Origin of the sequence: Streptomyces sp. NPDC102451 (assembly GCF_044765485.1) — a bacterium.
Classification (GTDB): domain Bacteria; phylum Actinomycetota; class Actinomycetes; order Streptomycetales; family Streptomycetaceae; genus Streptomyces.
Map to the genome: position 1 here is coordinate 96,855 of NZ_JBIWKD010000015.1, position 25,490 is coordinate 122,344.

25 protein-coding genes are annotated in these 25,490 nt (G+C 70.2%); 13 read left to right on the forward strand and 12 right to left on the reverse strand.

What is annotated here, in order from left to right:
* Nucleotides 1-16: 16 nt before the first annotated feature.
* On the forward strand, nt 17-505 hold the full coding sequence (locus ACIRD8_RS28125; RefSeq protein ID WP_403997304.1) for a hypothetical protein: 489 nt from the start codon (nt 17-19) through the stop codon (nt 503-505).
* 57 nt (nt 506-562) lie between these two features.
* Here ACIRD8_RS28125 and ACIRD8_RS28130 read toward each other — a convergent pair whose 3' ends face one another.
* Entirely contained in the window at nt 563-778 is a 216-nt protein-coding gene (locus ACIRD8_RS28130; protein WP_403997307.1) for a dodecin, read from the reverse strand.
* A gap of 205 nt (nt 779-983) precedes the next feature.
* On the opposite strand from ACIRD8_RS28130, the gene ACIRD8_RS28135 reads away from it, so the two are divergent.
* The 3 genes from ACIRD8_RS28135 to ACIRD8_RS28145 all read left to right on the forward strand — a co-directional run bounded on the left by ACIRD8_RS28135 (nt 984) and on the right by ACIRD8_RS28145 (nt 4,073).
* Complete coding sequence (locus ACIRD8_RS28135) at nt 984-2,237, forward strand: extracellular solute-binding protein (protein WP_403997310.1); 1,254 nt, start codon at nt 984-986, stop codon at nt 2,235-2,237.
* 172 nt (nt 2,238-2,409) lie between these two features.
* On the forward strand, nt 2,410-3,237 hold the full coding sequence (locus ACIRD8_RS28140) for a GNAT family N-acetyltransferase (protein WP_403997313.1): 828 nt from the start codon (nt 2,410-2,412) through the stop codon (nt 3,235-3,237).
* Nucleotides 3,234-4,073 carry a lysophospholipid acyltransferase family protein gene (locus ACIRD8_RS28145; protein WP_403997316.1) on the forward strand — a complete coding sequence of 280 codons (840 nt, stop codon included), beginning with the start codon at nt 3,234-3,236 and terminating at the stop codon, nt 4,071-4,073. The genes ACIRD8_RS28140 and ACIRD8_RS28145 overlap by 4 nt, the downstream gene beginning before the upstream one ends.
* Here the strand turns inward: ACIRD8_RS28145 and egtD are convergent.
* The 4 genes from egtD to egtA are packed head-to-tail and all read right to left on the reverse strand — an operon-like array spanning nt 4,016 to nt 8,365.
* Nucleotides 4,016-4,978 (reverse strand): L-histidine N(alpha)-methyltransferase, encoded by a 963-nt coding sequence (gene egtD, locus ACIRD8_RS28150; RefSeq protein WP_403997319.1) that lies wholly within the window; start codon nt 4,976-4,978, stop codon nt 4,016-4,018. The genes ACIRD8_RS28145 and egtD overlap by 58 nt on opposite strands.
* Entirely contained in the window at nt 4,975-5,730 is a 756-nt protein-coding gene (gene egtC / locus ACIRD8_RS28155; RefSeq protein ID WP_403997322.1) for an ergothioneine biosynthesis protein EgtC, read from the reverse strand. Before egtC ends, egtD begins: the two co-directional genes overlap by 4 nt.
* The gene (egtB, locus tag ACIRD8_RS28160) at nt 5,730-7,070 is read right to left on the reverse strand and encodes an ergothioneine biosynthesis protein EgtB (protein ID WP_403997325.1); all 1,341 of its coding nucleotides are present in this window, start codon (nt 7,068-7,070) and stop codon (nt 5,730-5,732) included. The genes egtC and egtB overlap by 1 nt, the downstream gene beginning before the upstream one ends.
* Nucleotides 7,067-8,365, reverse strand: coding sequence for an ergothioneine biosynthesis glutamate--cysteine ligase EgtA (gene egtA / locus ACIRD8_RS28165; protein WP_403997328.1), 1,299 nt, complete (start codon nt 8,363-8,365; stop codon nt 7,067-7,069). Before egtA ends, egtB begins: the two co-directional genes overlap by 4 nt.
* 146 nt (nt 8,366-8,511) lie before the next feature.
* Here egtA and ACIRD8_RS28170 point away from each other — a divergent pair, with 146 nt between their 5' ends.
* Nucleotides 8,512-9,348, forward strand: a complete 837-nt coding sequence (locus tag ACIRD8_RS28170; protein ID WP_403997330.1) for a TIGR02452 family protein — start codon at nt 8,512-8,514, stop codon at nt 9,346-9,348.
* Here ACIRD8_RS28170 and ACIRD8_RS28175 read toward each other — a convergent pair.
* Complete coding sequence (locus ACIRD8_RS28175; protein ID WP_403997332.1) at nt 9,333-9,800, reverse strand: type II toxin-antitoxin system PemK/MazF family toxin; 468 nt, start codon at nt 9,798-9,800, stop codon at nt 9,333-9,335. The two genes, ACIRD8_RS28170 and ACIRD8_RS28175, sit on opposite strands and share 16 nt — an antisense overlap.
* A 71-nt stretch (nt 9,801-9,871) precedes the next feature.
* Here ACIRD8_RS28175 and ACIRD8_RS28180 point away from each other — a divergent pair, with 71 nt between their 5' ends.
* On the forward strand, nt 9,872-10,993 hold the full coding sequence (locus tag ACIRD8_RS28180) for a glycosyl hydrolase family 18 protein (RefSeq protein WP_403997334.1): 1,122 nt from the start codon (nt 9,872-9,874) through the stop codon (nt 10,991-10,993).
* Nucleotides 10,994-11,442: 449 nt separating this feature from the next.
* Here the strand turns inward: ACIRD8_RS28180 and ACIRD8_RS28185 are convergent, their stop codons facing one another.
* Nucleotides 11,443-12,084, reverse strand: a complete 642-nt coding sequence (locus tag ACIRD8_RS28185; RefSeq protein WP_403997336.1) for a TetR family transcriptional regulator — start codon at nt 12,082-12,084, stop codon at nt 11,443-11,445.
* 124 nt (nt 12,085-12,208) lie between these two features.
* Here ACIRD8_RS28185 and ACIRD8_RS28190 point away from each other — a divergent pair, with 124 nt between their 5' ends.
* From ACIRD8_RS28190 to ACIRD8_RS28205, 4 genes are all read left to right on the forward strand, one after another.
* The gene (locus tag ACIRD8_RS28190; RefSeq protein WP_403997338.1) at nt 12,209-13,033 is read left to right on the forward strand and encodes an SDR family NAD(P)-dependent oxidoreductase; all 825 of its coding nucleotides are present in this window, start codon (nt 12,209-12,211) and stop codon (nt 13,031-13,033) included.
* A gap of 24 nt (nt 13,034-13,057) precedes the next feature.
* Nucleotides 13,058-13,432, forward strand: a complete 375-nt coding sequence (locus ACIRD8_RS28195) for a nuclear transport factor 2 family protein (protein WP_403997341.1) — start codon at nt 13,058-13,060, stop codon at nt 13,430-13,432.
* 437 nt (nt 13,433-13,869) lie between these two features.
* Nucleotides 13,870-14,220 (forward strand): hypothetical protein, encoded by a 351-nt coding sequence (locus ACIRD8_RS28200; RefSeq protein ID WP_403997344.1) that lies wholly within the window; start codon nt 13,870-13,872, stop codon nt 14,218-14,220.
* Nucleotides 14,221-14,495: 275 nt separating this feature from the next.
* The gene (locus ACIRD8_RS28205; protein ID WP_403997346.1) at nt 14,496-14,897 is read left to right on the forward strand and encodes a hypothetical protein; all 402 of its coding nucleotides are present in this window, start codon (nt 14,496-14,498) and stop codon (nt 14,895-14,897) included.
* Nucleotides 14,898-14,971: 74 nt separating this feature from the next.
* Here ACIRD8_RS28205 and trxA read toward each other — a convergent pair whose 3' ends face one another.
* The gene (gene trxA, locus ACIRD8_RS28210) at nt 14,972-15,367 is read right to left on the reverse strand and encodes a thioredoxin (protein WP_403997349.1); all 396 of its coding nucleotides are present in this window, start codon (nt 15,365-15,367) and stop codon (nt 14,972-14,974) included.
* A 115-nt stretch (nt 15,368-15,482) separates the two neighbouring features.
* Between trxA and ACIRD8_RS28215 the strand changes: the two genes are divergently transcribed.
* Nucleotides 15,483-16,928 (forward strand): dihydrolipoyl dehydrogenase family protein, encoded by a 1,446-nt coding sequence (locus ACIRD8_RS28215; protein WP_403997352.1) that lies wholly within the window; start codon nt 15,483-15,485, stop codon nt 16,926-16,928.
* A gap of 87 nt (nt 16,929-17,015) precedes the next feature.
* Here the strand turns inward: ACIRD8_RS28215 and ACIRD8_RS28220 are convergent, their stop codons facing one another.
* Nucleotides 17,016-20,093, reverse strand: a complete 3,078-nt coding sequence (locus tag ACIRD8_RS28220; RefSeq protein ID WP_403997355.1) for a hypothetical protein — start codon at nt 20,091-20,093, stop codon at nt 17,016-17,018.
* Nucleotides 20,094-20,252: 159 nt separating this feature from the next.
* Here ACIRD8_RS28220 and ACIRD8_RS28225 point away from each other — a divergent pair, with 159 nt between their 5' ends.
* Together ACIRD8_RS28225 and ACIRD8_RS28230 are read left to right on the forward strand one after the other, a co-directional pair.
* Nucleotides 20,253-20,462 carry a hypothetical protein gene (locus tag ACIRD8_RS28225; protein WP_403997357.1) on the forward strand — a complete coding sequence of 70 codons (210 nt, stop codon included), beginning with the start codon at nt 20,253-20,255 and terminating at the stop codon, nt 20,460-20,462.
* Between the two features lie 214 nt (nt 20,463-20,676).
* Complete coding sequence (locus ACIRD8_RS28230; RefSeq protein ID WP_403997360.1) at nt 20,677-22,314, forward strand: hypothetical protein; 1,638 nt, start codon at nt 20,677-20,679, stop codon at nt 22,312-22,314.
* A gap of 495 nt (nt 22,315-22,809) precedes the next feature.
* Here the strand turns inward: ACIRD8_RS28230 and ACIRD8_RS28235 are convergent, their stop codons facing one another.
* From ACIRD8_RS28235 to ACIRD8_RS28245, 3 genes are all read right to left on the reverse strand, one after another.
* Entirely contained in the window at nt 22,810-24,237 is a 1,428-nt protein-coding gene (locus ACIRD8_RS28235; RefSeq protein ID WP_403997363.1) for an MFS transporter, read from the reverse strand.
* Between the two features lie 259 nt (nt 24,238-24,496).
* A complete protein-coding gene (locus ACIRD8_RS28240) occupies nt 24,497-24,931 on the reverse strand; it encodes a VOC family protein (RefSeq protein ID WP_403997366.1) in 435 nt (144 codons plus the stop codon).
* A 240-nt stretch (nt 24,932-25,171) separates the two neighbouring features.
* Complete coding sequence (locus ACIRD8_RS28245) at nt 25,172-25,489, reverse strand: hypothetical protein (RefSeq protein ID WP_403997368.1); 318 nt, start codon at nt 25,487-25,489, stop codon at nt 25,172-25,174.
* Nucleotide 25,490: the final 1 nt, after the last annotated feature.

Genomic DNA, 25,490 nt, shown 5'->3' on the forward strand with positions numbered 1-25,490 from the left:
CTCTAAGCTGGCCGCCGTGAGCGACGACACCCGGCCGCTGGCCGTATTCGATCTCGACGGAACCCTCGCCGACAGCGGCCACCGGCAGCACTTCCTCGAAGGCTCGCGACGCGACTGGGACGGGTTCTTCTCGGCGGCGCCCCACGATCCCCCGCTGGAGGAGGGCGTGAGCCTGGTGCTGGCGAGCGCCGAGGAGTGCGAGGTCGTCTATCTGACCGGCCGGCCCGAGAGGTGCCGCAGGGACACCCTGGCCTGGCTGGAGCGGCAGGGGCTGCCGAGGGGCGGTCTCCACATGCGGCGCAACGCCGACCGGCGGCCCGCCCGCCGCACCAAGCTGGAGATCCTGGAACGGCTGGGCCGTGAACGCGAGGTGCGCGTCCTCGTCGACGACGACGAGCTGGTGTGCGACGCCGCGGAACGGGCCGGTTTCACGGTGGTCCGTGCCCGGTGGTCCGTCGCCCCGCCGTCGCTGAAGGACGCCCAGGAGCGCGAAGGACGCACCTGACGGGACCGGTCGCGGGCGCCACGCCCGGTGCGGCCCCGTGCGGACCGGAGTACCGGATCAGGCGTTCTCGTCGAGCCGGAAACCCACTTTGAGCCCCACCTGGTAGTGGGCGATGCGGCCGTCCTCGATATGGCCCCGGACCTGCGTCATCTCGAACCAGTCGAGATTGTGCAACGTTTCGGAGGCTCTTGCGACGCCGTTACGGATTGCCGCGTCGAGGCCCTCCTCGGAGGTTCCTACGATCTCGGTGACCCGGTAGGTGTGATTAGTCATCTAATGTCTCCTTTCGTGGTTCCACGGTGCCTCACTCCGGGTCGGAGCGCGAGGCATTCGTGTGGCGATCCGGGGCGGGACGGGGGCTTGACCTGCCCATTGGTCCATACCAAACTCCGGTTCATATGCCCGTGCGAGCGCCGCCCGCAGTCCCCCCACCCGGGTCCTGTCCTGTTGTTGTGCCGTTTCGCAGAAGGTGACCCCCGTGAAGATCCGCATACTGGCCGGAGCCGTCGCGCTCGTTTCCTCCGTCGTGCTGAGCGGCTGCGGCTACCTTCCTGGTGCGGGCTCCGGCAGCAGCACGGTGACGGTGTGGCTGATGAAGGGCAGCGCCTCCCAGGGCTTCCTCGACCACTTCAAGGAGACGTACGAGGCTGAGCACCCCTCGGTCGAACTGGAGTTCATCCTCCAGGAGTGGGGCGGCATCGGCCCCAAGGTCCTGAAGGCGCTCGAGGGCGACGACGCACCGGACGTGATCGAGGTCGGCAACACCCAGGTCGCCCAGTACGCGGAGAGCGGTGAACTGCGCGACCTCACCCTGGAATCGCTCCGCGACCTGGGCGGGGAGGACTGGCTGCCGGGACTCGCGGAACCGGGCAAGGTCAACGGCGGGCAGTACGGGATCCCCTGGTACGCGGCCAACCGCGTCGTCATCTACAACAAGGACCTCTTCGCACAGGCGGGGATCACCGAACTCCCGAAGACCCGTGCCGAGTGGGTGGACATCAGCGAGCGGCTCAACACCGCCGGCCGTCAGGGCATCTACCTCGCCGGGCAGAACTGGTACGTACTCGCCGGGTTCGTCTGGGACGAGGGCGGCGAGCTGGCCGACGACAGCGGCGGCGACTGGCAGGGCGCACTCGACTCGCCCGCCGCGCTGCGCGGCATGGACTTCTACAAGACGCTCCAGGCATTCGGCGACGGACCCAAGGACGCCGACGAGCAGACTCCTCCGGAGACCGACGTTTTCGCCGGGGGCGAGGTCGCCCAGATCATCTCCGTACCCGGAAGCGCCGCGCTGATCGAACAGCAGAACCCCGAACTCAAGGGAAAGCTCGGCTACTTCCCCATCCCCGGCAAGAGCGCGAAGAAGCCGGGTGCCGTCTTCACCGGAGGGTCCGACCTCATCGTGCCGGAGGGCGCCGACCAGCGGGCGGAAGGCATCGAGGTCGTCAAGGCCCTCGCGGGGGAGAAGTGGCAGACGGAGCTCGCCCGGGCCATGAGCTACGTGCCGAACAAGCCCGCCCTGGCGAAGGCCGTCGAAGGCGAGGAGGGGACCTCCGCGATGGCGGAAGGCGCCACCGAGGGCCGGGCCACCCCCAACTCGCCCTACTGGGCGGCCGTCGAGGCGGACAACCCGATCAAGCCGTACATGACGGCGGTGCTGGAGGGCCGCGATCCGGCGGAAGAGGCCAAGAAGGCGTCCGACCGCATCACGTCCAAGCTGATCACCGGCTGACCGGACCGGGGAGCACCGCCCGCCCGGCGACCCGGGGGATTCAGCCGTCGCACATCCCCCCGCTCCACGGCGGTCACGTCGAATCCAGCCGGTCACGGAAGAAGTAGAGGGCCGGGCCGCCGCACTCCCGCGGCGGCCGACGGCCCCGCTGATCCGTCCCCCGGAGACCGCCATGACCGTGCTGCCGCTCACCTCCCCGACCTCCGCACCCTCCTCCGCTCCCGCCGGTGTACCCGCGCCGCGTCCGGCCGCCGCAGGCGCCCCGTCGGGCTACCGGGTCTCCCTGGCCACCGGCCAGGACGACGTACGGGCCGCCCAGCGCCTGCGGCACCTCGTGTTCGCCGGAGAGCTCGGCGCCCGCCTCGACAGCGCCGAACCCGGCCTGGACAGCGACGCCTTCGACGCCTACTGCGACCACCTCCTGGTGCGCGAGACGGCCACCGGAGAGGTGGTCGCCACCTACCGGCTGCTGCCGCCCCAGGGCGCCAGGCTCGCGGGCGGCCTGTACGCGGAGAGCGAGTTCGACCTCGGGCGCCTCGGCCCCATCCGCGACGACCTCGTCGAGGTGGGAAGGTCCTGCGTCCACCCCGCCCACCGGGACGGCGCCGTCATCGCCCTGATCTGGGCCGGCCTCGCCCGCTACATGGAGCGCACCGGCCACACCTGGCTGGCCGGCTGCTGCTCCGTACCGCTCACCGACGGAGGGGCACTGGCCGCCAGGAGCTGGGACACCGTACGGACCCACCACCTGGCCCCCGAGGAGTACTGGGTCACCCCGCACCGCCTCTGGGACACCACGGGCCACCCCGGCGGCGGCGCGGGCGGCCGCGCCGCACTGCCTCCGCTGCTGCGCGGCTATCTGCGGCTCGGCGCCTGGGTCTGCGGAGCCCCCGCCCACGACCCGGACTTCGACGTCGCGGACCTCTACGTCCTGCTGTCGATGCACCGCACCGACCCGCGCTACCTGCGCCACTTCCTCTCGCTGGCCCCGCTGCGATGAGCGCCTGGCTGCCCGTCGCCCCCTGCACCCCACGCGACTGCGCGCACCACGAGGGCGCCAGACGCCCGGCACCGCACGCCGCGGCCCTGCTGCTCGCCGGATGCGCCCTCACCCTTCTGGGGGTGGTGTGCGTGCCGGCGGTCCTGCTGCTGGGACCGTCGCACCGCGACCGGCTGATCCGCCGGTGGGCCCATACGGTGGTGCGGGCCTTCGGCGTACGCGTACGGATCACCGGGTGCCCGGTGGAGCGGGCCCGGCCACCGACGGGCGAGCTCGTGGTCGCCAACCACATGTCGTGGCTGGACATCCCGCTCGTGGCCTCCGTGCTGCCCGCCCGGATGGTCGCCAAGAGCGAGATACGGAACTGGCCGGTGCTCGGACCGCTCGCCGCGCTCGGCGGCACCCTGTTCATCGAGCGGGACCGGCTGCGGGCCCTCCCGCACGCCGTGCGGGCACTCGCCGGGGCACTGGCCTCCGGGTCCCGGGTCGCGGTGTTCCCGCAGGGCAGCACCTGGTGCGGCCGGAGCGGCGGCGGCCGGTTCCGGCCCGCCGCCTTCCAGGCGGCGATCGACGCCGGCGCCGCCGTCCGCCCCGTCCGCATCAGCTACCGGACGGCGACGACGAACGCGGCGGGAGCCGCCGCGTTCGTCGGGGACGACCCGCTCGCAGCCTCGCTGTGGCGCGTGGTGACCGCCGCCGGGCTCACCGCCGAGATCCGGATCCTGCCGCCGGTCCACGCGGACGGTGAGCCCGGCCGGCGGGCCCTGGCGCGGGCGGCTCAGTCCGCCGTCGCCAGCGACAGCGCGAATCTGCCCGCCGCGTCCGTCCACCACTGATCCAGCCGCAGGCCCGCCGCGGCCAGCTCGTCCCGGACCCTCTCCTCGCGGAACTTCGCGGAGATCTCCGTACGCAGTTCCTCACCCTCCTCGAACTGCACCACCAGATCCAGCTCCCGGATCTTGACCGTCAGCGCCCGGCGGGCCCGCAGCCGCATCTCGATCCACTCGTTGTCCGGGTCCCAGAGCGCCACATGGGCGAAGTCTTCGAGCGGGAAGTCCGCCCCCAGTTCACGGTTCACCACCGCCAGCACGTTCCTGTTGAACGCGGCCGTCACCCCGGCCGCGTCGTCGTACGCCGCGACGAGGGTCGCCTCGTCCTTCACCAGGTCCGTACCGAGCAGCAGCCCGTCTCCCGGGGAGAGCCGGGCCCGCACGGACCGCAGGAACTCCGCGCGCTCCCCGGGAAGCAGATTGCCCAGCGTCCCGCCGAGGAACACCACCAGCCGCGGCCCCGGGCTCTCGGGCAGCTCCAGGACATGCGTGAAGTCGGCGACGAGCGCGTGCACGGAGAGCCCCGGGCGCTCGGCCAGCAGTGCCTCGGCCGCGCCCGCGAGCGCGCTCTCACTGACATCGACCGGCACATACGTGTGCAGCGCCGGCAGCGCGTCCAGCAGGTGTTTCGTCTTCTCCGAGGAGCCCGACCCCAGCTCGATCAGGGTCCGGGCCCCGGACGCGGCGGCGATGTCCCCGGCACGGGCGATCAGGATCTCCCGCTCCGCGCGCGTCGGGTAGTACTCGTCCAGCCGGGTGATCTCCTCGAACAGGTCGCTGCCGCGCGCGTCGTAGAACCACTTGGGCGGCAGCGTCTTCGGGTGCCGCGTCAGACCGCTGCGCACATCGGCGCGCAGCGCCGCGTCCGTCGCGTCCGCAGGCAGGGTGCGGGTCAGCTGGAAGGGACTCACGCGGTGGGCTCCTTGAGCGGGGTCAGCAGGACATCGGTGCGCGTCGCGGCCAGCAGGGTGCGGTCCGGGACCTCGCGCCAGTACGGATCGTCGTCGTAGGGCTCCGAGGCCACCACCGTGCGGCGGCCCGGTTCGTGGAGATACCAGAGGGAGTCGCCCCAGGTGGTCGCCACGATCGTGGAACCGTCGGTGAGCAGCAGATTGAGCCGTGAACCGGGGGCGGCGGCACCGACGTCGTGAACCGTGTCGGCGACCGCCCGGGCTATCTCGTCCCCCTGCGCCACCCGGTGCAGCACCAGCGCCCAGATCAGCGCCGAGTCGCTCCGCGCCGCCAGGCCCAGCAGCCTCTCGGGCGGCAGGTCCCCGGCCAGCGGAGCCAGGGAACCCGGCCAGCCGCGCACCGCGCCGTTGTGGCTGAACAGCAGACGTCCCTCGGCGAAAGGAGCCGCGGCGGCCTCCCCGTCCGCCCCGGCGAACGTCGCGTCCCGGACCGCGGCGAGCAGCGCCGTGCTGCGCACCACGCGGGCCAGATCGGCGAACGTCTCGTCGCCCCATACCGGCCCGGAGCGGCGGTAGCGTCCGGGCACGGGGTCACCGTCCGCGTACCAGCCGACCCCGAACCCGTCGGCGTTGACCGTGCCGTACCGCTGGTGCCGGGGCTCCCAGGACTGGCGAACGAGCCCATGGGCGGGGGAGACGAGCACCTCGCCCAGTGCCACCGGTGGCCCCAGGTAGGCAATATGACGGCACATCAGGCATCCCTCGCCGTGCGGAAGCCGGAGAAGATCTGACGCCGGACGGGAAGGTCCCAGTTACGGAACGTGCCACGGCAGGCCACCGGATCCACGGCGAACGAACCACCGCGCAGCACCTTGTGCCCGGGGCCGAAGAACACCTCCGAGTACTCCCGGTACGGGAACGCGGCGAAGCCGGGGTACGGCAGGAAGTCGCTCGACGTCCACTCCCACACATCGCCGATCAGCTGGCCCGCACCCGCGGGGGACCGGCCGGCCGCGTACGCCCCCGCGGCGGCGGGCCGCAGGTGGCGCTGGCCCAGATTGGCGTGCTCGGGTGTCGGGTCCTCGTCGCCCCAGGGGTAGCGCAGCGACCGCCCCGAGGCGGGGTCGTGCCGGGCGGCCTTCTCCCACTCCGGCTCGGTCGGCAGGCGCCGGCCCGCCCAACGGGCGTACGCGTCCGCCTCGTACCAGCTGACGTGGAGCACCGGCTCGTCCGCCCGCACGGGCTCGGTCACCCCGAACCGCCGTCGCAGCCACTGTCCGGCGTCCCGGTGCCAGAACAGGGGCGCCGTCAGGTCGTGTTCGCGGATCATCGCCCAGCCCTCGGGCGCCCACCAGCGTTCCTCGGTGTAGCCGCCGTCCTCGATGAAGCGCTGGTACGCACCGCAGGTGACCGGGGCGGTGTCGATGTGGAACGCCGCCACCTCGCGCCGGTGCGCGGGCCGTTCGTTGTCCAGCGACCAGGGCTCCGTCGAGGTCCCCATGGTGAACGGGCCCCCGGGGACCAGGACTTCGGACGGCAGGGTGACGGTCTCGGTGGGCTCGGGCGGCTCCGGGGCGGAGAGCACCGCCGGTCCCGAGCGCAGCTGATGGGTGATCAGCATCGTCTCGTCGTGCTGCTGTTCGTGCTGGGCGACCATGCCGAAGGCGAATCCCGCCCGCTCCAGCGGGCGGCCCTCGCCGTGCAGCGGAGCGCCACCGAGGATGTCCAGTGCCCGGCCGCGCACGTCGGCCGCGTACGTCCGTGCCTCGGCGGGCGCCAGCAGGGGCAGCGAGGGCCGGCTGGCCCGGGAGTGCTCGAAGGCGTCGTACAGCCCGTCGATCTCGGGGCGCATCGCCTCGCGGCCGCCGACGGCCCGCAGCAGCCACAGCTCCTCCTGGTTCCCGATGTGCGCCAGGTCCCAGACCAGGGGCGACATCAAGGGGGAGTGCTGCGCGGTGAGCTCGTGGTCGTCGACGCTGTCGGTGAGCAGGGCCGTGCGCTCGCGGGCGGCGAGGAGCGCGGCCAGGGCGCGCTCGCGCAGCGACTCGGCGTCGAATTCCTGGCCGGTGTGCGGAGCAGAGGTGTCAGTCATCGGACCAAGCCCTTTCCGTACGGGGCCCGTGCCGGGTCGGGGAAATCGTCGGCCGGACATCGGCCCCGGGCCACATAGCGGTCGTGGAAGGCGGCGACCGTCCCGAGGACATGGTCACTCGCCCCGATCCTGGGCAGCGCCTCCAGCGCGGCCGCGAAGCAGGCCACTGCCGCCGCCGCCAGCTCGGGATCGCCCAGCCCGTCACGGGCGGCGGCGGTCCAGAGCGGGTTGCGGGGCGCGGCCGGGAGACCCGCGGTCTCGGCCAGAGGTTTCACGGTGCGGTACACGGTTTCTGCTGCCTCCGGGTCGTCGAACAGAGCGGTGGTGACGGCCAGCGGCACGAGCCAGCCGTCGGTGCCGGACTGGGCGTCGATCATCCGCAGTTCCAGGTGCCCGCGCGGGCGCACCGGCGGGAACAGCGTGGTGAGGTGGTAGTCGAGATCGGCCCGCACCGGCGGCCTCGGCCCGCCGCCGCGGATCCAGTCCCGGAACGTCAGGCCGACCGGTACGGCCCAGGGGCCGCCGTCGTCACGGACGCACATCACCGGCGTGGCGAGCACGTGCGTGGCCCAGGCGTCCCGGGGCGCGAGACGGCCCTGCGGCGCGAGTGTCCTGGCCGGATCGAGGTCGGCCCACAGTGACTGCCGGGTCGACCGCCAGCCGGTGCGCCGGCCCTGCCGGAACGGCGAATTGGCGAACGCGGCGACCAGCACCGCGCCGAGCAGGTGCCCGAGCTGCCAGCGCCGCCCGTAGCCCAGCGGCCCCGGCTCCTCCTCACCGGCGTCCAGGCAGACCTGGACGGACGCGGAGGTGCACATCATGGCGCGGCCCGCCGGTCCCGACCGGTCGAGCGCGGCTTCCATGGCGTCGTAACGCGGCTCCCGGAGCAGACGGCGCGGCGGATGCCACGGGTCCACGCCCATGCCGGCCAGGGTCAGCCCCGCCCGTCCGAGCGTGTCGCGTACGGATGCCAGATCCGCGGCCGTGGCGTCGACGCACGCCATCATGGAGGGAGCGGGCTGGGAACTGAGCTCCAGCTGACCTCCCGGTTCGAAGGTCAGGGCGGCGTCCAGCGAGGTCGCGCGCACGGCGTCGGCCGCGGCGTGGAGGCGGTCGGGGGAGACGGCGACCTCGGGGTGTTCACGGTCATGAATGAGCCATTCCAGCTCCACACCGACCGTCCGGGGCGGTCCCGTCTTGAAACATATGCCGCGGAGCAGATCCTCCGCCTCTTCCTCACCGAGCGGCGCCGCGTCGACGGGCGGGCCGTGCTGGCCGAGAGTGTCCGGGGGCATGCTGGGCCTCCTCTTCGGGTGCTTCCTACCCACCCAAACCCTTACCGGGAGTTCGCACAAGGGTGCCCCTGGACGCGGAAAACCGGTTGCGTCCATGCCGTCGCGGCGTCCAGCATGCCCCGTATGCACCACACGGGGGCGCGCCGATGAGCGCACGACTGCGCGGCATCGCGCGAGAGACCGAGTCCATCGTCCGGGCCGGGCGGTACCGCACGCCCGAGGGGCGCGAGGTGACGATCGAGCGCGCCCTGGCCACCGCACTCTCCGGCACCCGGCTGTATGGTCCCGAGCCCGTCCACGTGGCCGTCCTGGACACCGACCGCACACCGGTCGTCGAGGTGACGGGCGAGACGAGCCTGCAGGCGGCACGCCGGATGGCAGGCGAGTCGGCGGCCAGGACGGCAGTGCTGAACTACGCCTCCGCCCGCAACCCTGGCGGCGGCTATCTCAACGGTGCGCAGGCCCAGGAGGAGTCCCTGTGCCGGGGCTCCGCGCTCCACGCCACGCTTCTGCGGGCCCCCGAGTTCTACGCGCACCACCGCGCCGAGCGCAGCGCCCTCTACACCGACCGGGTCATCCACTCACCCGGAGTGCCGGTCTTCCGCGACGACCGGGGGAGGCTGCTGGAATCCCCGTACACGGCCGGATTCCTCACCTCGCCCGCGCCCAACGCCGGAGTGATCCGCAGCCGGGACCCCGAGCTGGTCCCCCGCATACCTGCCGCACTGGCCAGCCGCGCCGAACGGGTGCTCGAAGTCGCCGCCGTCCGCGGCTACCGCCGGCTCGTGCTCGGCGCGTGGGGCTGCGGCGTCTTCATGAACGACCCCGCCGAGGTAGCCGGCGCGTTCCGCGCCCTGCTCACCGACGGCGGGCGGTTCGCCGGCCACTTCGAGCAGCTTGTCTTCGGCGTACCCGACCGAGATCCCGACTCCGCCGTCCGGGCGGCCTTCACCCGCGCGTTCGGCGGTCAGCTCCAGTCGTAGCGCTCCCGCAGCCGCCCCACGACCAGGTCGAACCTCGCCCGGTCCAGCGCGCAGGCCTCGCGCCGCATCCCGTCCTCGTGCACCCGCAGGACCCGGTCCAGGTCCACCCAGGACGGCCGCCCCGAGCTGTCCCACGGGCCCGCCCCCAGCGAGACCCACTCATGGTCCCCGTCGTGCTGCTTGCTGGACAGCTGTACGGCGAGCAGCGTGTCCCGCTCCTCCCGGGCCACGACGAGAACCGGCCGGTCCTTGCCGCGCCCGTCGTTCTCGTCGAACGGCACCCAGGTCCAGACGATCTCGCCGGGGTCGGGATTTCCGTCGCGGTCGGGGGCGTACGAGGTGCGGACGGGCCCCACGTCGCGTGGTTCGGCCTCCGTGGTGGCCGCCGGTCCGCTGCGGCCGGGGAAGTCGGTCGTGCTGTCGCTGCTGTGGTTGGTGTGCTGGAACGTCATCGCAACACCGTAGGACCTGTACGGCCCAGTCCGTGGAGCGGGTCGGCGAAACGGGCCGCAGGCTCGACCACATGATCACCCCCTTCGCCTTCCGGCTGTCCCGCGCCGTCACGGTCGCCGGACTCCTCGCAGCCACGGTGCTGCCCACAGCTTCTGTCGCCGCGTCAGGCCCACTCCCCGAACCCGGCCCCACGTCGGCCACGGCCCCGGGCCCGTCCGTCCGCCCCTCCGCACCGTCCGCACGGACCGTGTCGGCGTGGCTGCCCTACTGGGACCAGGAGGGCGCCTACCAGGACGCCCTCCTCCACGCGGACCAGCTGCACACCGTCAGCCCGTTCTGGTACGAAGCTGTCTCCGCCGGCCGGATCGACGCCCACCCCGGCGCGGGCGAACGCCGCATCATCGACGGACTGCACCGGGCCGGGACCAAGGTCGTCCCCACCGTCATGGAGACGATGAAGTCCGGTGCCCTGGCGGCGATCCTCACCAGCTCCGCCCGGCGCACCGAGCACGCCGACGCGCTGATGCGCACCGTCGCCACCCGCGACTACGACGGCCTCGACCTCGACTACGAATCCATCGCCGCCACCGGCGACTCCACCTACGCCTCGGTACGCGACGGGTTCACCGCCCTGGCGACCGACCTCTGCGGCCGCCTGCACACCCTCGGCAAGCAGTGTGTGATCACGGTCTTCCCGAAGACCGCCACGACCGGCCGTATCTGGGACTACGCGGCCCTCGGGCGTGTCGCCGACCGAATCCGCATCATGGGTTACAACCTGCACTGGTCCGGCGGCGACCCCGGACCACTCGCGGACACCCGCTGGTACGACGACATCCTGACCCGTGCCACCGCCGTCGTACCGCCGGCCAAGCTGGAGATGGGCCTTCCCGCGTACGGATGGGACTGGCCCGCGGAGAGCGCGAGCACGGCCGCCACCAAGCACGTCACCTGGAAGGAGGCGGAGGCGCTGCGCGCCCGGCAGGGCGCCCCCTACCGGTTCGACGAGGTCTCCGGCACCCCGTACTTCACCTATCTCGACGGCGCGGAGCACCGCGAGGTCTGGTACCAGGACGCACGCGGGATCGCCGCCCACCTGCCGGTGCTGCGCAAGCACGGCGTGACCGGAACCGCCCTGTGGGCGCTCAACTTCGAGGACCCGAAGATCTGGCCGGTCCTCGCCGGCGGCTGACGCGCCCCGTTACGGTGCCCCGGCCGGACTGCGCCGTGAAGGGGGCCGGAAGACTGCCGGACGCCATGGGCCAGGTACCGGTGGCGGCGCCGCGGCCCCGTTCGCGCCGACGGCTCGTTCATCGCTCGCATCCGATGCCGCCACAAGCCCGAAGGGCCATCGCACGCGGTACCGATACCAGGGGGCGCTGGTGCACCACCCTCGCCCCGGTGGCCACAGCCCTGGCCGAGCCGCCCTCCTGCTCCGGGACCGCCGCGGTAGGGGCCGGGGGAGCGGCCCCCTAGAGGAGATAGGGGCTCGGCGCCCGCCGGTGAGCCGGCACTGATCAGGTAGGGGTTGTCCGGCTACACCTTCGCCCCCGGGGATTTCGTCATGGAGATATGGGTGGGAACGACGCTGGAGTGCACCCTGCCGTCCGGCGGCCCCGTCCTGGCTGGCACCACCGTCGTCTAATCCGGCTGCTCGGGCCCGGGGGCGGGGGTTGCGCCTGCGGGCCCGGCCTTTGCCTCTCCCAGCAACGCCTCGACCACGCGCTCGAAGTGCGGCGCGACGCTCGCCATCGTGGCCCGGGAGAGCGTGTCGTCGCGCACCACCGACCGCAGCACGCTGATGCCCAGCAGCCAGGCGCTGAACAGAGCTGCGCGCAGATCGGCGTCTTCGCCGCGCACCTGCCGGCTGATGCTGTCGGTGTAGGTCTTGCACAACTGGTCACTCAACTCGGCGCGGATCGCGTCGTCGTTGGCCGAGCGAAGCATGGCGACGAAGGGGTGCTCACCCGCGGACTCCGGCCAGTCGTACTCGAGGATCGTCGCGAGCAACCGGGACGGCAGTTGCTCCGCCGGACCGTCCAGCACGGCCTCCGCCGCCAGCGCGTTCTCCGCCGAGGCCTCGTCGAACAAGGCGCGCTTCGAACCGAAGTACCGGAACACCAGGGACGCGTCGACGCCGACGTCCTGGGCGATCACGCGCACATTCGTTCCGGAATACCCCTCGCGGGCGAACCGCACTCGCGCGGCAGCCAGGAGCGCTGCCCGCGTGACCTCGCGGTTCCGCTTGCGGGGCGCCTCCCGGTCCCCGGGCGTGACGGTCATTGATGCCTCCCCACCGCGTAATCATCGTCTGTTGACATGGTACTCGGCCCTGGATAGCTTGAGTTAAGTCATCGATCGGTGACTAGTCCGTCATGCTCGTGCTCAATCAGCGGAGGTCCTCAGGGTGAAAGCGTTAGTCGTCTCAGGTGCCACGGACGGCATCGGCAAGGCCGTCGCTCTCGCTTTGCTGCGGCGTGGTCACGAGGTCGTCGCGCTGGGGCGCAACGCGGAAAAGGGCGCCACGCTGCTCGCCCTGGCTGAGGAACAGGGCGCGGCTGACCGCGTCCACTTCATCCGAACCGACCTGGCTCTGGTCGAGGAGACCCGCAAGGCCATTGCCCAGATCCGCTCCCAGTGGGGCAAGCTCGACGGGCTCGTCCTGTGTGCCCAGCACTTCCGTTCCGCCCGGCTGGTGACGGATGAGGGCTTCGAGAACAGCTTCGCGCTGTACTACCTGAGCCGTTTCCTCCTCAGCCACGAGCTGGCAGACCTGCTCGAGGCCGCTCCCGATCCGGTCGTGGTCAACGTGTGCGGTCCTGGCGTCGACTTCGGTGAGGTGCGCTGGAGCGACCTGCAGCGGGAGCGTGATTACTCCGGCATCGACGCCCTGATGCAGGGAAGCAGGCTCAACGACCTGCTCGGGGTGGGTTTCGCGCAGCAACACGCCGACAGCGCGGTCAAATACGTGCTGCTGAACCCGGGAGGCGTCCGTACCAGCTTCTCCGGGGAGTACGACTCCGTGATGGCCCAGCAGATCGAGGCCATGCGTGAGGCTGCGAAGCCGGTTGAGGAAGGCATCCTGCCGATCATGTCCGTTCTGGACACACCTCCGACCGCCGCGCTCTCCGCATCCATGATGGGAGAGCCGCTGGAGCTGACCGGCCCCGCCTTCGACCCCGATTCCGCGCGTCGTCTCCACGCCCTGACCGGCGAGTTGCTCGCCGGCTGAAAGGAGCCCCTCATCAACGCAGTTGTGGGCGATGACGAGAAGGCGAACCTTACCTTCGTCGACAAGTGGATCCGATTGCACAACACCGATCCGCAACGAATGGTGGACGAGTGCTACGCACCCGACGCGGTGATCGTCGTCCCCGGTGTCGAGGAGTTCGGTGTTGCGCGGTTGCGGGAGCTCGAAAGCGAAGGGGCGGCTCGTGCGGGCGGGCGCGAGACGCGTGCCGTGCGCGTGGTCTCGTCCGGTGACGTGGTGGTGGTCGAGGGAACCACCACCGAGAGCGCCGATGGGGACGGCGGCGCTGAGAGCGCTTGGTGTGTCGTCCTCACCATCAGGAATGGGCTCATCGTCTCGGACCACGCTTACCTGAACACCCACAGGCCGCATGCGTCCTGACGCGTGCGGGGCCGGCCCCGCTTCTCCGGGGGCCGGCCCTTGACCCTCCCGCTCCGGACCAGCCTCCGTCCTTCGCTCAGTCGAACGCCTCGTCCGTCGGCCGAGGAGCCAGGCCATCCGTGCACCATGCATTCTTCAGCCAGATGTGTTAGGCCGAATATCTTGCGCACGCTGTTCCTGTGATCGGGCTCCGGGCTTCCCAGCAGCGCCTTTGGTGCGCATCAACGCCGACGGAGACGGCGAGAATCTTACGTTTGGGGATGGCTGGTGGACAGCGACGCCCCCGCGGTCCTTCGAGTGTGTGTACGCTCCGAAACGCAGTGGGGGGACGGTCCCTTCCTGTCGATTCCTGACGGAGGTTCCGGGCGCGACTGAATTCCGGCGCATGGCGGGAAGCGCCAGGAGTATTGACGCGCGCTTGAGGCCGCTCTCCTCTGATGGTCTTCGTCCAGGAACCCGCATTGGGGTTCTGCGTCGTCAGGGGGTTGCTCTTGCTGGTCGAGCGCGAAGAGTACTTGCATCGATTTTCCACGAATGTCGAAAATCTTGCCGCCGGCAAAGGAAGTACGGTGGTCGTGAGCGGCCCCGTGGCCAGAGTGAACCGGATCATCCCCTTCGGGCATGGGCCATCCATGGGCGTCGTACCAGGCCGGGCGCGGTCGCCGGGGACAAGGCGTACGCCTCCCGGGCTGACCGGCAAGCTCGGCGGCATCTCTGTCAACGGCCCCGGCTGCCTTCCTCAAGAACCGGCTGCCGCCGACGAACGCGATCGGGGCGACGCAGCGTGACCAAGCACCCGGGAGTTTTCACAGGATCAGTCTTAGGCATGGCCCTCGGAGAAATCGTGCGAGCCCCGGAAGAACCAGTTGGCAAGATTCCCGATTCAGCCGATGCAGTCCTCGAAAGTAGGCTTCGGGGAAGTTCGGGGGGCGTGATGGATCACGACCCGTTACGTGCGCCCTGTACTGCGGGCCGCAGCGTTGACCATCGAATCCCGGTCGACCGGCCGGCCCGGCGGCGTTGCGACATGCGCGGGTGGCCGCGGATGTCTAGCGTCGACGGCATGAGCCATCCGCAGAGCTACGAGATCCTGCTCTTCCCGGAACCGGAGGAGCCCGTCACCGGGGCGCCCCCGCCCGGCACCGCCATCCGCTCCGCGGTCGTGGCGGCCACCGGGGACACGGGGGAGTCGGGCTATCCGCGCTACGCCGGGAACGGCATGGAGGCGGACATCGACCCCGCCTCGCACACCGTGGAAGCCCTGCTGGTGGACGGCGCGGAGCTGGACTACGGCCTCACGGCCAGGATCGCCGACCGCATCCGAGGTACGGAGGAATCCGAGGCGGAGCCGGCCGAGTCCGGACAGGCGGCTACGGAGAGCGCCGGGCAGGCAGGTACGGAGCCCGGGCAGCCGGGTACGGAGAGCGCCGGGACGGAGGAGGCCGGAGCCGGCACGGACGGCTGAACCGGACCGCCCCATGACGAGGGCCCGGCCGTCCTGGCCGGGCCCTCATCACGTCTGCCGCACATCCGCAGGGACTACTGAGGCTCCTGCTGTGCCTGGCCCTGCTGGGCCTGCTTCTGCTCCTCGACGGACTTGCGCACCTCGTCCATGTCCAGGTTGCGCGCCTGGCCGATGACATCCTCGAGCGCCGCCTCGGGGAGCGCCCCCGGCTGCGAGAAGACCGCCACGTTGTCACGGACGATCATCAGCGTCGGGATGGACCGGATCTCGAAGGCGGCCGCCAGCTCCTGCTGCGCCTCCGTGTCGACCTTGGCGAAGACCAGGTCGGGGTGGCGCTCGGAGGCCGAGTCGTAGACCGGGGCGAACTGCCGGCACGGACCGCACCAGGAAGCCCAGAAGTCGATCAGCAGGAATTCGTTGTCGCTCACGACCTGATCGAAGTTTTCCTTGGTGAGCTCTACGGTGCTCATACTCTGTTACCTCTTCCTGGGACCGTTCGGACCTGTCCGGCACAACGGTGACGTCACTTGCGCTATTCCGCCTGCCCATGTGGCCGGTCCGCACACCCACGAGGACACTGTTCCCATGACTGATGATGAGGGTGTGCGGAACCGCGAGTACGACGTCGTGGTCATCGGGGCCGGCCCCGTGGGCGAGAACGTGGCGGACCGTGCCAGGGCCGCCGGGCTGAGCACCGCGGTGATCGAGTCCGAACTCATCGGCGGTGAGTGTTCGTACTGGGCGTGCATGCCCAGCAAGGCACTGCTGCGCCCGGTCGTCGCACGGGCCGACGCGCGTCGTGTTCCCGGGCTGAGCGGCTCGGTGCAGGGGCCGCTCGACGCGGACGCGGTCCTCGCCCACCGCGACGAGGAGACCTCCCACTGGAAGGACGACGGCCAGGTCGGCTGGCTGGAGAGCATCGGCGCTGACATCTACCGCGGCATGGGCCGGCTGACGGGCGTACGGCAGGTCTCCGTCACGGCCGCCGACGGATCCGAGCAGCACCTCACCGCGCTCCATGCCGTCGCCGTCTGTACCGGGAGCCGGGCCGTGGTCCCCGCTCTGCCCGGTATCGAGGACGTACGGCCGTGGACCAGCCGCGAGGCGACCAGTGCCAAGGAGGTCCCGGGCCGGCTCGTCGTCGTGGGCGGGGGAGTGGTCGGCGTGGAGATGGCCACCGTCTGGCAGGGGCTCGGCGCCGAGGTGACGATGCTGATCCGAGGCAGCCGCCTGCTCCCCAAGATGGAGCCCTTCGCGGGTGAACTGGTCGCCGAGGCGCTGACCGAGGCCGGCGCGCGGATCCTGACCGGGGTCTCGGCCACCGGCGTCCGGAGGGCGGGCCACGACGGGCCGGTCACCGTCGAACTCGACAACGGGGAAAGCCTGGAGACCGACGAGATCCTCTTCGCCACCGGCCGGGCCCCACGCACCGACGACCTCGGCCTCGACACCGTGGGCCTTAAGCCCGGCTCCTGGCTCTCCGTCGACGACAGCTGCCTGGTGGAGGGCAGCGACTGGCTGTACGCGGTCGGCGACGTCAACCACCGCGCGCTCCTCACCCACCAGGGCAAGTACCAGGCCCGCATCGCGGGAGCGGCGATCGCGGCCCGCGCGCAGGAAACCCCGCTGCTGGAGACCGACCGCTGGGGCGCGCACGCGGCCACCGCCGACCACGCGGCCGTCCCCCAGGTCGTGTTCACGGACCCGGAGGCGGCCTCGGTCGGGCTCACGCTCGCCGAGGCGGAAGCGGCGGGCCACCGGGTCCGCGCCGTGGACTACGACCTGGCCTCGGTCGCCGGGTCCGGCCTGTACGCGCAGGGGTACAAGGGCCGGGCCAGGATGGTCGTCGACCTGGACCGCGAGATCCTGCTCGGAGTCACCTTCGTCGGCCCCGGCATCGGCGAACTCCTGCACTCGGCGACGGTCGCCGTCGCCGGCGAGGTACCGATCGAGCGGCTCTGGCACGCGGTGCCCGCCTACCCGACGATCAGCGAGGTGTGGCTGCGGCTGCTGGAGGCCTACAGGGGTTAAGGAGCCACCGTTGAAGCTGCACCGGGGTGGAGGCAGTTCGGCAGATGTCCTGCTGCCGGCTCAGGACGCGGCAGGACATCTGCCCGCTCAACTCTGGAGCAGGTCCGCAGTGCTTCGCTCGGGTCCGCTCATCCTTCTCGCCATGTGTGCCTCCAGGTCGTCCAGATCTTTCCAGCTCCAGGCGCGAGCCGGGCTGCCGTCGGTCTCCAGCCCGAACGGTGCTCCCCATCGTGGTTCGCCGCGAGGCCTCTCCGGATCCGGGGGCCTGGCCACGAGCGACACCGCGGTTTCCGGACTCTCGGCGGCCTCAGCTTCCTCCGCCGCTCGTGGACGTGCCGAGAGCTCTGTGTGCGGCACCGCGCCCGTGAGTTCCGGGTGTGCGCCAGCTCGATCGATCAAGGCCTCGGCAGGTGCGTCCAGGTGTTGGCTGCGGAGCGTCTTGGGGAGACCGACCAGAACGTCTGAACGGGGATGCGCAGTTGCGATCGCGCGGCGGGCCAGCTGGTCCAGCGCATCCGACAGCCCATGCTGCCGCAGCGATCGCGCGAGGATGACCACCCCCGCGCCACGGGCGAGAGGGGCTTCGTCGACGGCATTCAGCGCGAACCGCCTCACGGTCTGAGGATCGCCGACCTGCGCGAGCTCGTCGAGGTACGCGGAGGTGTACTCGACGTCGTCGATTTCGATGTCCGGCAGGCTGCTCAAGAGGAGACGCCGGGCCAAGTCCTCCCTGCCGATGATGCGCAAGCCCCATACGAGCAGCACCACCTTCTTGACGGAGCCGATGGCGAGCTGCGCCAAGGGGTCACGGGCTAGCAGCGCGCCGAGGAGGTCGTCGAAGCCGCAGTTCTTCAGCTCCTCCAGCAGCCAGCCGACGGCTTCCGGATCTTCCAGAACGGCTCTGGGTACGGTTTGCTCAGCGAGCCGACGGCACGCAGCGGTCACCCCGAGGCACTGCAGCTCGTACAGGGCAGAGGCCACGAATTCGGTGTCCTCCGGATCAACGGCGTCGGCAACCCGGAGGGCGAGCAGATGCGCTGCTTCGACATGGTCCGCCATGAGTTCTTCCACCAGGCCCAGAAGCGACCGGAAGTCCTGGGACAGGTCGGCGTGCGTCGCAGCCGCAGAGGCCAGGGCTTCCCTGCCCTCGTGGAGGGGCGCACAGACGCGAAGCGCCGCGACGAGCACCCGCATTGCTTCCGGCTTCTCAAGAGGTGCGCCGCCGGCGAGGATTCTTTCGGTCAGAAGCGCCGCATGCCCTGTGTAGCCGGCTTCGAGCAGTTGGCCGAGTAAGGCGGACGCGCCGTGCTCGTCCGGCAGTCGTACGAGCGCCACCGGATCGAGGTCCATGAGCAGTCTTTCGTGTCCGAGATCGCGCAGAGCCAGAAGCAGCCGGCTGACCTCGTTTGCGTCGGAGAGGTCAACTTTCGCCACAGCTCTTGCCGCGATACGGAGGCCTGCGTCAGCTCCCTCACGCGCGAGTTCGCGCAGTCGGACGCGCATGTCCCAGCCCGACTCCCACCGGGCATGGTCTGCCATCCAGAGCGCCATCTCCTTTCGCCTGTGCGTTTCCTTCGGCGTAGCCAGCAGGAGGCCGATCCAACTCACGGGGTAGCCCGCCATCGTTGCTCGGCGCAACAACACCACCGCCTGCTTGGTGAAGTCCAACCTCCCCGCCTTGAGCGACAAGTGCATCAGCAAAGAAGGGTCGTTGGTGAACGCGGTCATGGCGTCCCACAACGCCGGGACCGGGACGGAGGCTCCTTCGGAAGCGACGACGTTCTGCTGCAGGTAGTCGGCCGGTTCGTACGTCGCCGTGCCCCCGGCGGTGTCGCGCAGGGCAACCAGCGCGGTGAGGGTATTCCTGATGTCGGTGCGGCGACCGTCGGCCCGCACACCCGTGGCGAGGGCGGTCAATGAGTCGTGAGCCCAGCCCGGTGCCGCAGGCCTGAGACGCGGCGGGAGGGCTGCGTTGGCGACATGCGCCAGCAGCTCTTCCGGCAGCGGCGCGTAGTGGCCGGCCTGCCGTGCCGCGATCGCGGCGGTGACGAGGGCGTGTTCGGCATGGGTGAAGTGGGAGCCGGGTCCCATGCTGTACGCGTCGAGGAGCTGGGGCCCACCACTGAGGTGCTGAACCACCCGTCCATCGGCCGCTCCAGCCCTTCCGGCCTGCCCCATGCGACGGTCCCCGCTGGACGCGGCAAGGCTCTTCCATTCCGAGCCCTCGGCCGAAGTCAACTCCGCCGGGACCGCGATCCGGTGGGTGACCGGGGCGTCGAGGAGCGCGCGGACGTGGCTGCGAGCGTCCCCCGACACCGAAGGGCGGATCAGTTCCTCCCAGTACGGGAACGTCCACAGGGTGCCGACGACGGTGATACCGGTCCGGGTGATCAGGAGCTCGCGCAGGGCGGCGGCGGACTCCTCGGAGCGATCACCGTAGAGGAAGCGCTGCGCCTCGTTGAGCCAGAGCACTTCACCTGGTACGACACGACCGTCACCGAGCAGATCCCCCAGCGCGGCAGCGTGCGTGGGCCGCCACAGAGGGCGGTCGGGGGCCAGCCGGAGGAGCGCTTCGAACAGTGCCCGGGTCTTGCCCGTGGACGAGTCACCTGTGAGCACGACGAAGCAGGACTCAGCCCCGTCCAGTGCAGGGACAAGCAGTCGCTCCAGCTCCCGATCGTGCGGACGAGCGAGGTAGGGAGTGAGGGAGGCCTCCTTTCTGAAACTGCTCCGGACGACGCGCGCTGTGCTCTCAGCGGCGTCGTCCGAGTCGTTCGTGAGGAACGGGGCCTGCTGCACTTCGAGCAGAGCCGGCCCCGCGACCTGGACGCTGCCCGGACCGACGGATGAGGCCGCAGACGCGCCGGCAGCGTCGACCACGGGTGGTCGCGTGGCTCTGTGCCAGAAATTTCGGAGCTGCTCGCAGGTCTCCGGGTTCGCGCCCGCGGCCCGCGCGATGGCCGTCACGGTTCGCAGGCTCGGTGCCCGGTGACCGTCGTTCAGGGCCTGGCTGATCGTGGTGGGTGCCAAAGGCATCCCCGCGGCGACGCTGCGCGAGACGATGTCCTTCCGCGTGTACCCCTGGCTGCCAAGGGTGTCGCGCAGTTTCTCGCGCAACGCGGCCAGGGCCGCCGCACGGTCCGAGGCGTCGTCGCTGGTCGGCATGCACCCTCCCTGCGGCCTGGGCGGCCGCGTGACCACCGGTCGGGGACCCATGGGCCGAGCGGTTCGGCATTGTTCATTGTTGTTCGCTCGAACCCCGGTGTACGGCTGATCAGCCAATCTCGCCCCGTCCGCATGATGTTCCTGCGAGGAGATGCCAAGGTGCCGCTCGAAGCCGTTGTCGTACTGATCGTGGTCACCGTTGCACTTGTGCTGTTGATCGCGGTACTGAGCGCTGTCATGGCAGCGCTGCTCGCCAGCCGGTCCGGGGCACCGATCTCCTCAGCCCTCCTCCAGGGAGGTATGGCCTTCGGCGCCGCCCTTTCGCTGCTCGCTCTCCTCGCTTCCACGATCGCGGGGCTGCTCCCCTGACTCTCCGCGCGGAAACGACGGGGCAGCCCGACGGGCAGGTGGTTCGGTGGTGTTCTTGGCAGTACGCCGGCAGCGCGGGGCCGAACGAGTGCTCCCCCGAGCGGTGCGCGTGCCTCACATGTCCGTTGTCGCCATCCATGTCAGCCTCGTCCTGGGCGGGACATGATCTTACAAGCGGCGAAAATCTCAGCATCGACAATCCGTGGCGGCTCGCATGATTGACCTTTACGCGATCGGTTCCAGGCATCCGGGCACCGATCCCACCTGGACCACCATTGATGTCCAGGGCGCCGTGAACCAGCAGTCCATCGGGACGACGAAGGAACTCGCCGGGCTGACCTACAACCCGTCGACGCAGCTCTACTACACCGTGGCACCGGCCAATGGAGCCGGTCCGCTCCTGTGCAGCCTGAGCACAGGAGGAACACTGCAGACCGTGGCTCCGGTAGGCGCGAAGCTGAACGGCGGAATCGCCTACCGCGGCCCGGACAACTGCTTCTACGCGGTCGCGAACGGCTCCGACGGAATCGCCAGGTTCCATCAGGTCACCATGGGCGGCGGGACCTCCGAACTCTTCTCGGTCGCCCTCGGGGTGGTCAACGGTCTGGCCTACGTACAGGCAACCGACACGTTCTACGCCCTGGTCACGCACGACGACTTCACCTGGTTCTACTCGATCAAGCTGAGCGGAATTGTGACCAAGCTCTTCGGTGCGGGACTGCGCGTGTTCGGCGGTCTGTGCCACTCGCCGTCAGAAGACCGCTTCTACTTCGTGGCAAACCAGGCCGACGGCTTCTCCCGGCTGTGGACACTCGCGCTCAACGGCAGCGTCGTCGACCGGATGGGCCTCGGATTCCGGTTCAACCACGCCGGGATCAGCATGTCCCCGTGGTTCGGCGGGTCCGTGAACATCAAGAGTCCGCTGGAAGGAGAGCGTTTCGTCAGCGGCGAGAACACCGTGCTCGACGCCGGCATCCTCAGTACTACCGGGCCGTCCTGGAACAGCGACGGCATCACCTGGGAGTCGGACCGTGACGGCCTGCTCGGCACGGGGGCGCCGACCGTCACGTTGTCACCCGGAACGCATGTGATCACCGCTTCCAAGGAGCGCCTGAAGCGGAGCGTAGGCGTCCGTGTATTCGCCGATCTGTGGGAGCTGTACCGGGCGGCACCGGCGCAGGCGGAGATCGACCGCGTGCTCGGCGACTTCACGTTCGTCTGGGTGGACGGCGCTGCGGGTGATCCGACCCGGCAGTGGGCTTCGTACCCCGGCTATCCGTTCGCCCAGACCTCCCCGAACCCGTCGCGGACCGCTGTCGTCTGCAAGCTCGACGCGCTCCGGCATCAGCGGTTCCTCCAGCCCCTTCCCTTCGGAACGGCCCAGAGCGCCTACGAACAGGTGCGGCTGAACACCCACACCGTCCGCGTCTCGCTGGATACCACGGGCAACTCGGCAGGCGGCGGCGTGATGAACCTCGACCGCACGTTCACGCTGTGGTCGAACAACCCGGCGCAACCGACCGTGGCGACCCCGTACATCCACTCGCTGTACCTGTTCATTCACGAGGCCCGCCACAGCGAGCCAGGCGATCCCGGGCACACCTCATGCACCGCCTGGACAGGCGCCGCCGGGACTCCGAACGGTATGGACGCGCAGTTCGACCCCGGCAGCGGCTTCACACGTGCCGCGCTCTACCTCATGTGGATCTACAAGTACGGCCGCTACGACCCCGCATCGATCCGCACGGAGGCGAAGGCCCTGGCTGCGACCCTCAAGGATCGCTTCTGCGCGCATCCCACGAGCGCGAACCCCCTGGTGAAGGCGCTGCTCGCCGAATTGTGGAACGCTTAGCAAGAAGTCAGTACCTTGATGACGGAGCTTTTTCGTTCGTCGGGACCTGCGACCACCGCTGCCGGGCGCCCGGCAGCACCGGGTCGGCCCGTGACTTGGCGCCCGGCGGGTCCTCGTCTGCTGGAAGGGCCCTGTTGCCTGACCGTTCAACGCCGCACCCGGGGACGGCGACTGGGTGCACACCTGCCAGTTGCTCTCCATGAGAACCATTCGGCCCTCCGCTGCATCGGTTGTCGTGATCGAGGTACCCGAGTCCAGGGCGCCGCGGGCTGCCCTGACGGACTTCCCAACCAGGTTCGGCATCTTCCCGCCCGCCGCTTCCGGGGCCTTGGCATCAGCGGCAGGGCAGGTCTCCTCGAGCTTCACCGCACCTTCGCCGCACCGGCCGAAGGCCCGAGTACGTCGAGTACGAGGGTCTCCGGCCGACACGCCGTCAGCACGCACCGGACGCCGTTCCCTTACGGAATACGTTGCCTGCCGCGGCACCAGTCCGCGTCAGGCGGACGGGGCCTCGGTCCTGGCGGGGGTTGCCAGGACCTCGCCCTCGTCCAGGGCGACGTCCTTCGTCTCCTTGCCGATGAGGAGGGCGGTCAGGGTGAGGACGGCCATCACCGAGAGGTAGACGCCGACCAGCCACGGGGAACCGTCGCCGGCCTCCCAGAGGGCGACCGCGACGAATGGGGCGACGGCCGCGCCGAGGATGGAACTGACGTTGTAGGCGATGCCGGAGCCGGTGTAGCGGACGCTGGTCGGGAAGAGTTCCGGGAGCATCGCGCCCATCGGTCCGAACGTCGTGCCCATCAGGGTGAAGCCGAGGACCAGCCAGAGAACCACGCCGAGCGTGCCCAGGTTGATCAGCGGCACCCAGACCAGGCCGAAGACGATGATGCCGACGGTGACCCAGGCGAGGGTCTTGCGGCGGCCGTACTTGTCCGCGAGCGGGCCGGAGATCAGGGTGAACGCGGCGAAGAACAGCACACCGAAGATCATCATCAGGACGAACGCGGTGTAGCTGTAGCCGAGGCCCGGGACGTCCGCGTCCTCGGCGGTGCGGCCGTAGCTGAGCGAGAACGTCGTCATCAGATAGAAGAGGACGTACGTCGCCAGCATCGCGAAGCTGCCGAGGACCAACTGCTTCCAGTGGTGGCGGAAAACGGTGGCCAGCGGCAGCTTGCGGACCTTGCCGGTCTCCTGCGTCTTCGCGAAGACCTGCGACTCGACCAGGCGCATGCGTACCCACAGACCGATCGCGACCATGACAGCCGAGAACAGGAACGGGATCCGCCAGCCCCAGCTCTGGAAGGCGTCGGAGGGCTGCGAGGGGTCGGCGCCCGCCGCGGAGGGCAGCAGCGCGCCGATGACCAGGAAGAGGCCGTTGCCGATGATGAACCCGAGCGGGGCGCCCAGCTGCGGGAACGTGCCCCACAGGGCGCGCTTTCCGGCGGGTGCGTTCTCGGTGGCGACCAGGGCCGCGCCGCTCCACTCGCCGCCGAGCGCGAAGCCCTGTGCGAGCCGCATCAGCACCAGCAGTGCCGTGGCGACCCAGCCGGCTTGCGCGTACGTCGGCAGAACGCCGATCAGGAAGGTGGCGATGCCCATCGTGAGCAGCGAGGCCACCAGGGTGCCCTTGCGGCCGAGGCGGTCGCCGAGGTGGCCGAAGACGATCGCGCCGATCGGGCGGGCGACCATCGCCGCGCCGAAGACCGCGAAGGAGGAGAGCAGGGCTGTGGTCGCGTCGCTGCTCGGGAAGAAGAGTTTCGGGAAGACCAGGACCGCGGCGGTCGCATAGACGTAGAAGTCGTAGAACTCGATCGTCGTGCCGATGAGGCTGGCGATCAGGACGCGGGACCGCGAGTTGACGGGCGCGGCCTCGGCCGGGGAATGCGACGGGGTCTGGGCAGGTCCGGTAGTGGGAGCGTACATCTCTGGGACTTTCCCACGAGGGCGGAGTGCGGCCGTCGACGTGGAGAGCCGACGGTCCCGCACGGCGGCGCAGGTCTCCCTCGTGGCAAGGCCGCGCGACCCGGTGCGGGCGCCGTAACGATCTCACGCATCTCACGGACCGGTTATGCATCGTCCAGAATATGGGATCACGGAACCTGTCGCGGGGCGGCGCCGGCCAAGCCGGCCGCGCCCCGGGCTGTCCCCTCGCCACGCCCCACCTCCCCGGCTCGGAGAGTGCTCAGTCGACACAGAACTCGTTGCCCTCGATGTCCAGCATCGGGATGCACGACTCGTTTTCCTCATCGGCATACAGTGTTTGCACATGGGTCGCGCCGAGCGCCACCAGTCGTGCGCACTCGGCTTCGAGCGTGGCGAGGCGCTGGTCCCCCACGAGCCCGGTGCCGACCCGGACATCGAGATGCACCCGATTTTTGACGATTTTGCCTTCGGGGACACGCTGGAAGTACAGGCGCGGGCCCACGCCTGAGGGATCACTGCAGGCAAACCACGATCCCTGCTCCTCAGGAGGCAGGGTTCGGTTGAAATCGTCCCAGGAGGTGAACCCCTCCGGTGGCGGCGGTGTGACGTACCCCAACACGTCGCACCAGAAGCGAGCGAGGCGCTCGGGTTCTGCGCAGTCAAAGGTGACTTGGAACTTCTTGATTGTGGGCATCGGCGCACCGTACCGCGTACGAGGGGGACCCTGACGCTCATTTCCACAGGCGGATCCGCCCGCCACCCGTCGCATCCTGGGGCCGCCTTGGACACCGGCTGATCAAACCGGATGGTCCACGAGAACCATGCGATTGTGGCGGAGGTGCATCCCAGTGGTTTCCAGAAACCAGTCCTGGCCAATCACCTTCTGATGGCCGTGCCCGGGAGGAACGAGGTGGTGATGTGAGGGCCGGCTGTCTCACGACGGCGGAGAGGACGTCGTCACGGCGTCGACGTCGGCGGCGGTCTCGCCGAAGCCGTTGACGGCGGGGTACCGGTAGTCGCCGAGGCGCAGCACGAGGGCGGCGCACAGGAGCAGGACGGCGGTCAGCGCGGCCGCGGCGCGCAGCGTGGCGTTCGCGGATGCGTAGCGCATCTGTCCGGCAGTGGTGTCACCCGTCAGGACCGCGCTGAAGGAAGCCCGCCGCTTCTCCAGCCGCTCGCGGTAGTCCGGCCGGCCCGCACCCGGTCGGCGTGGCGGTGGTGCACGCTCCCACGACGGCAGGGAGGGTGCCACC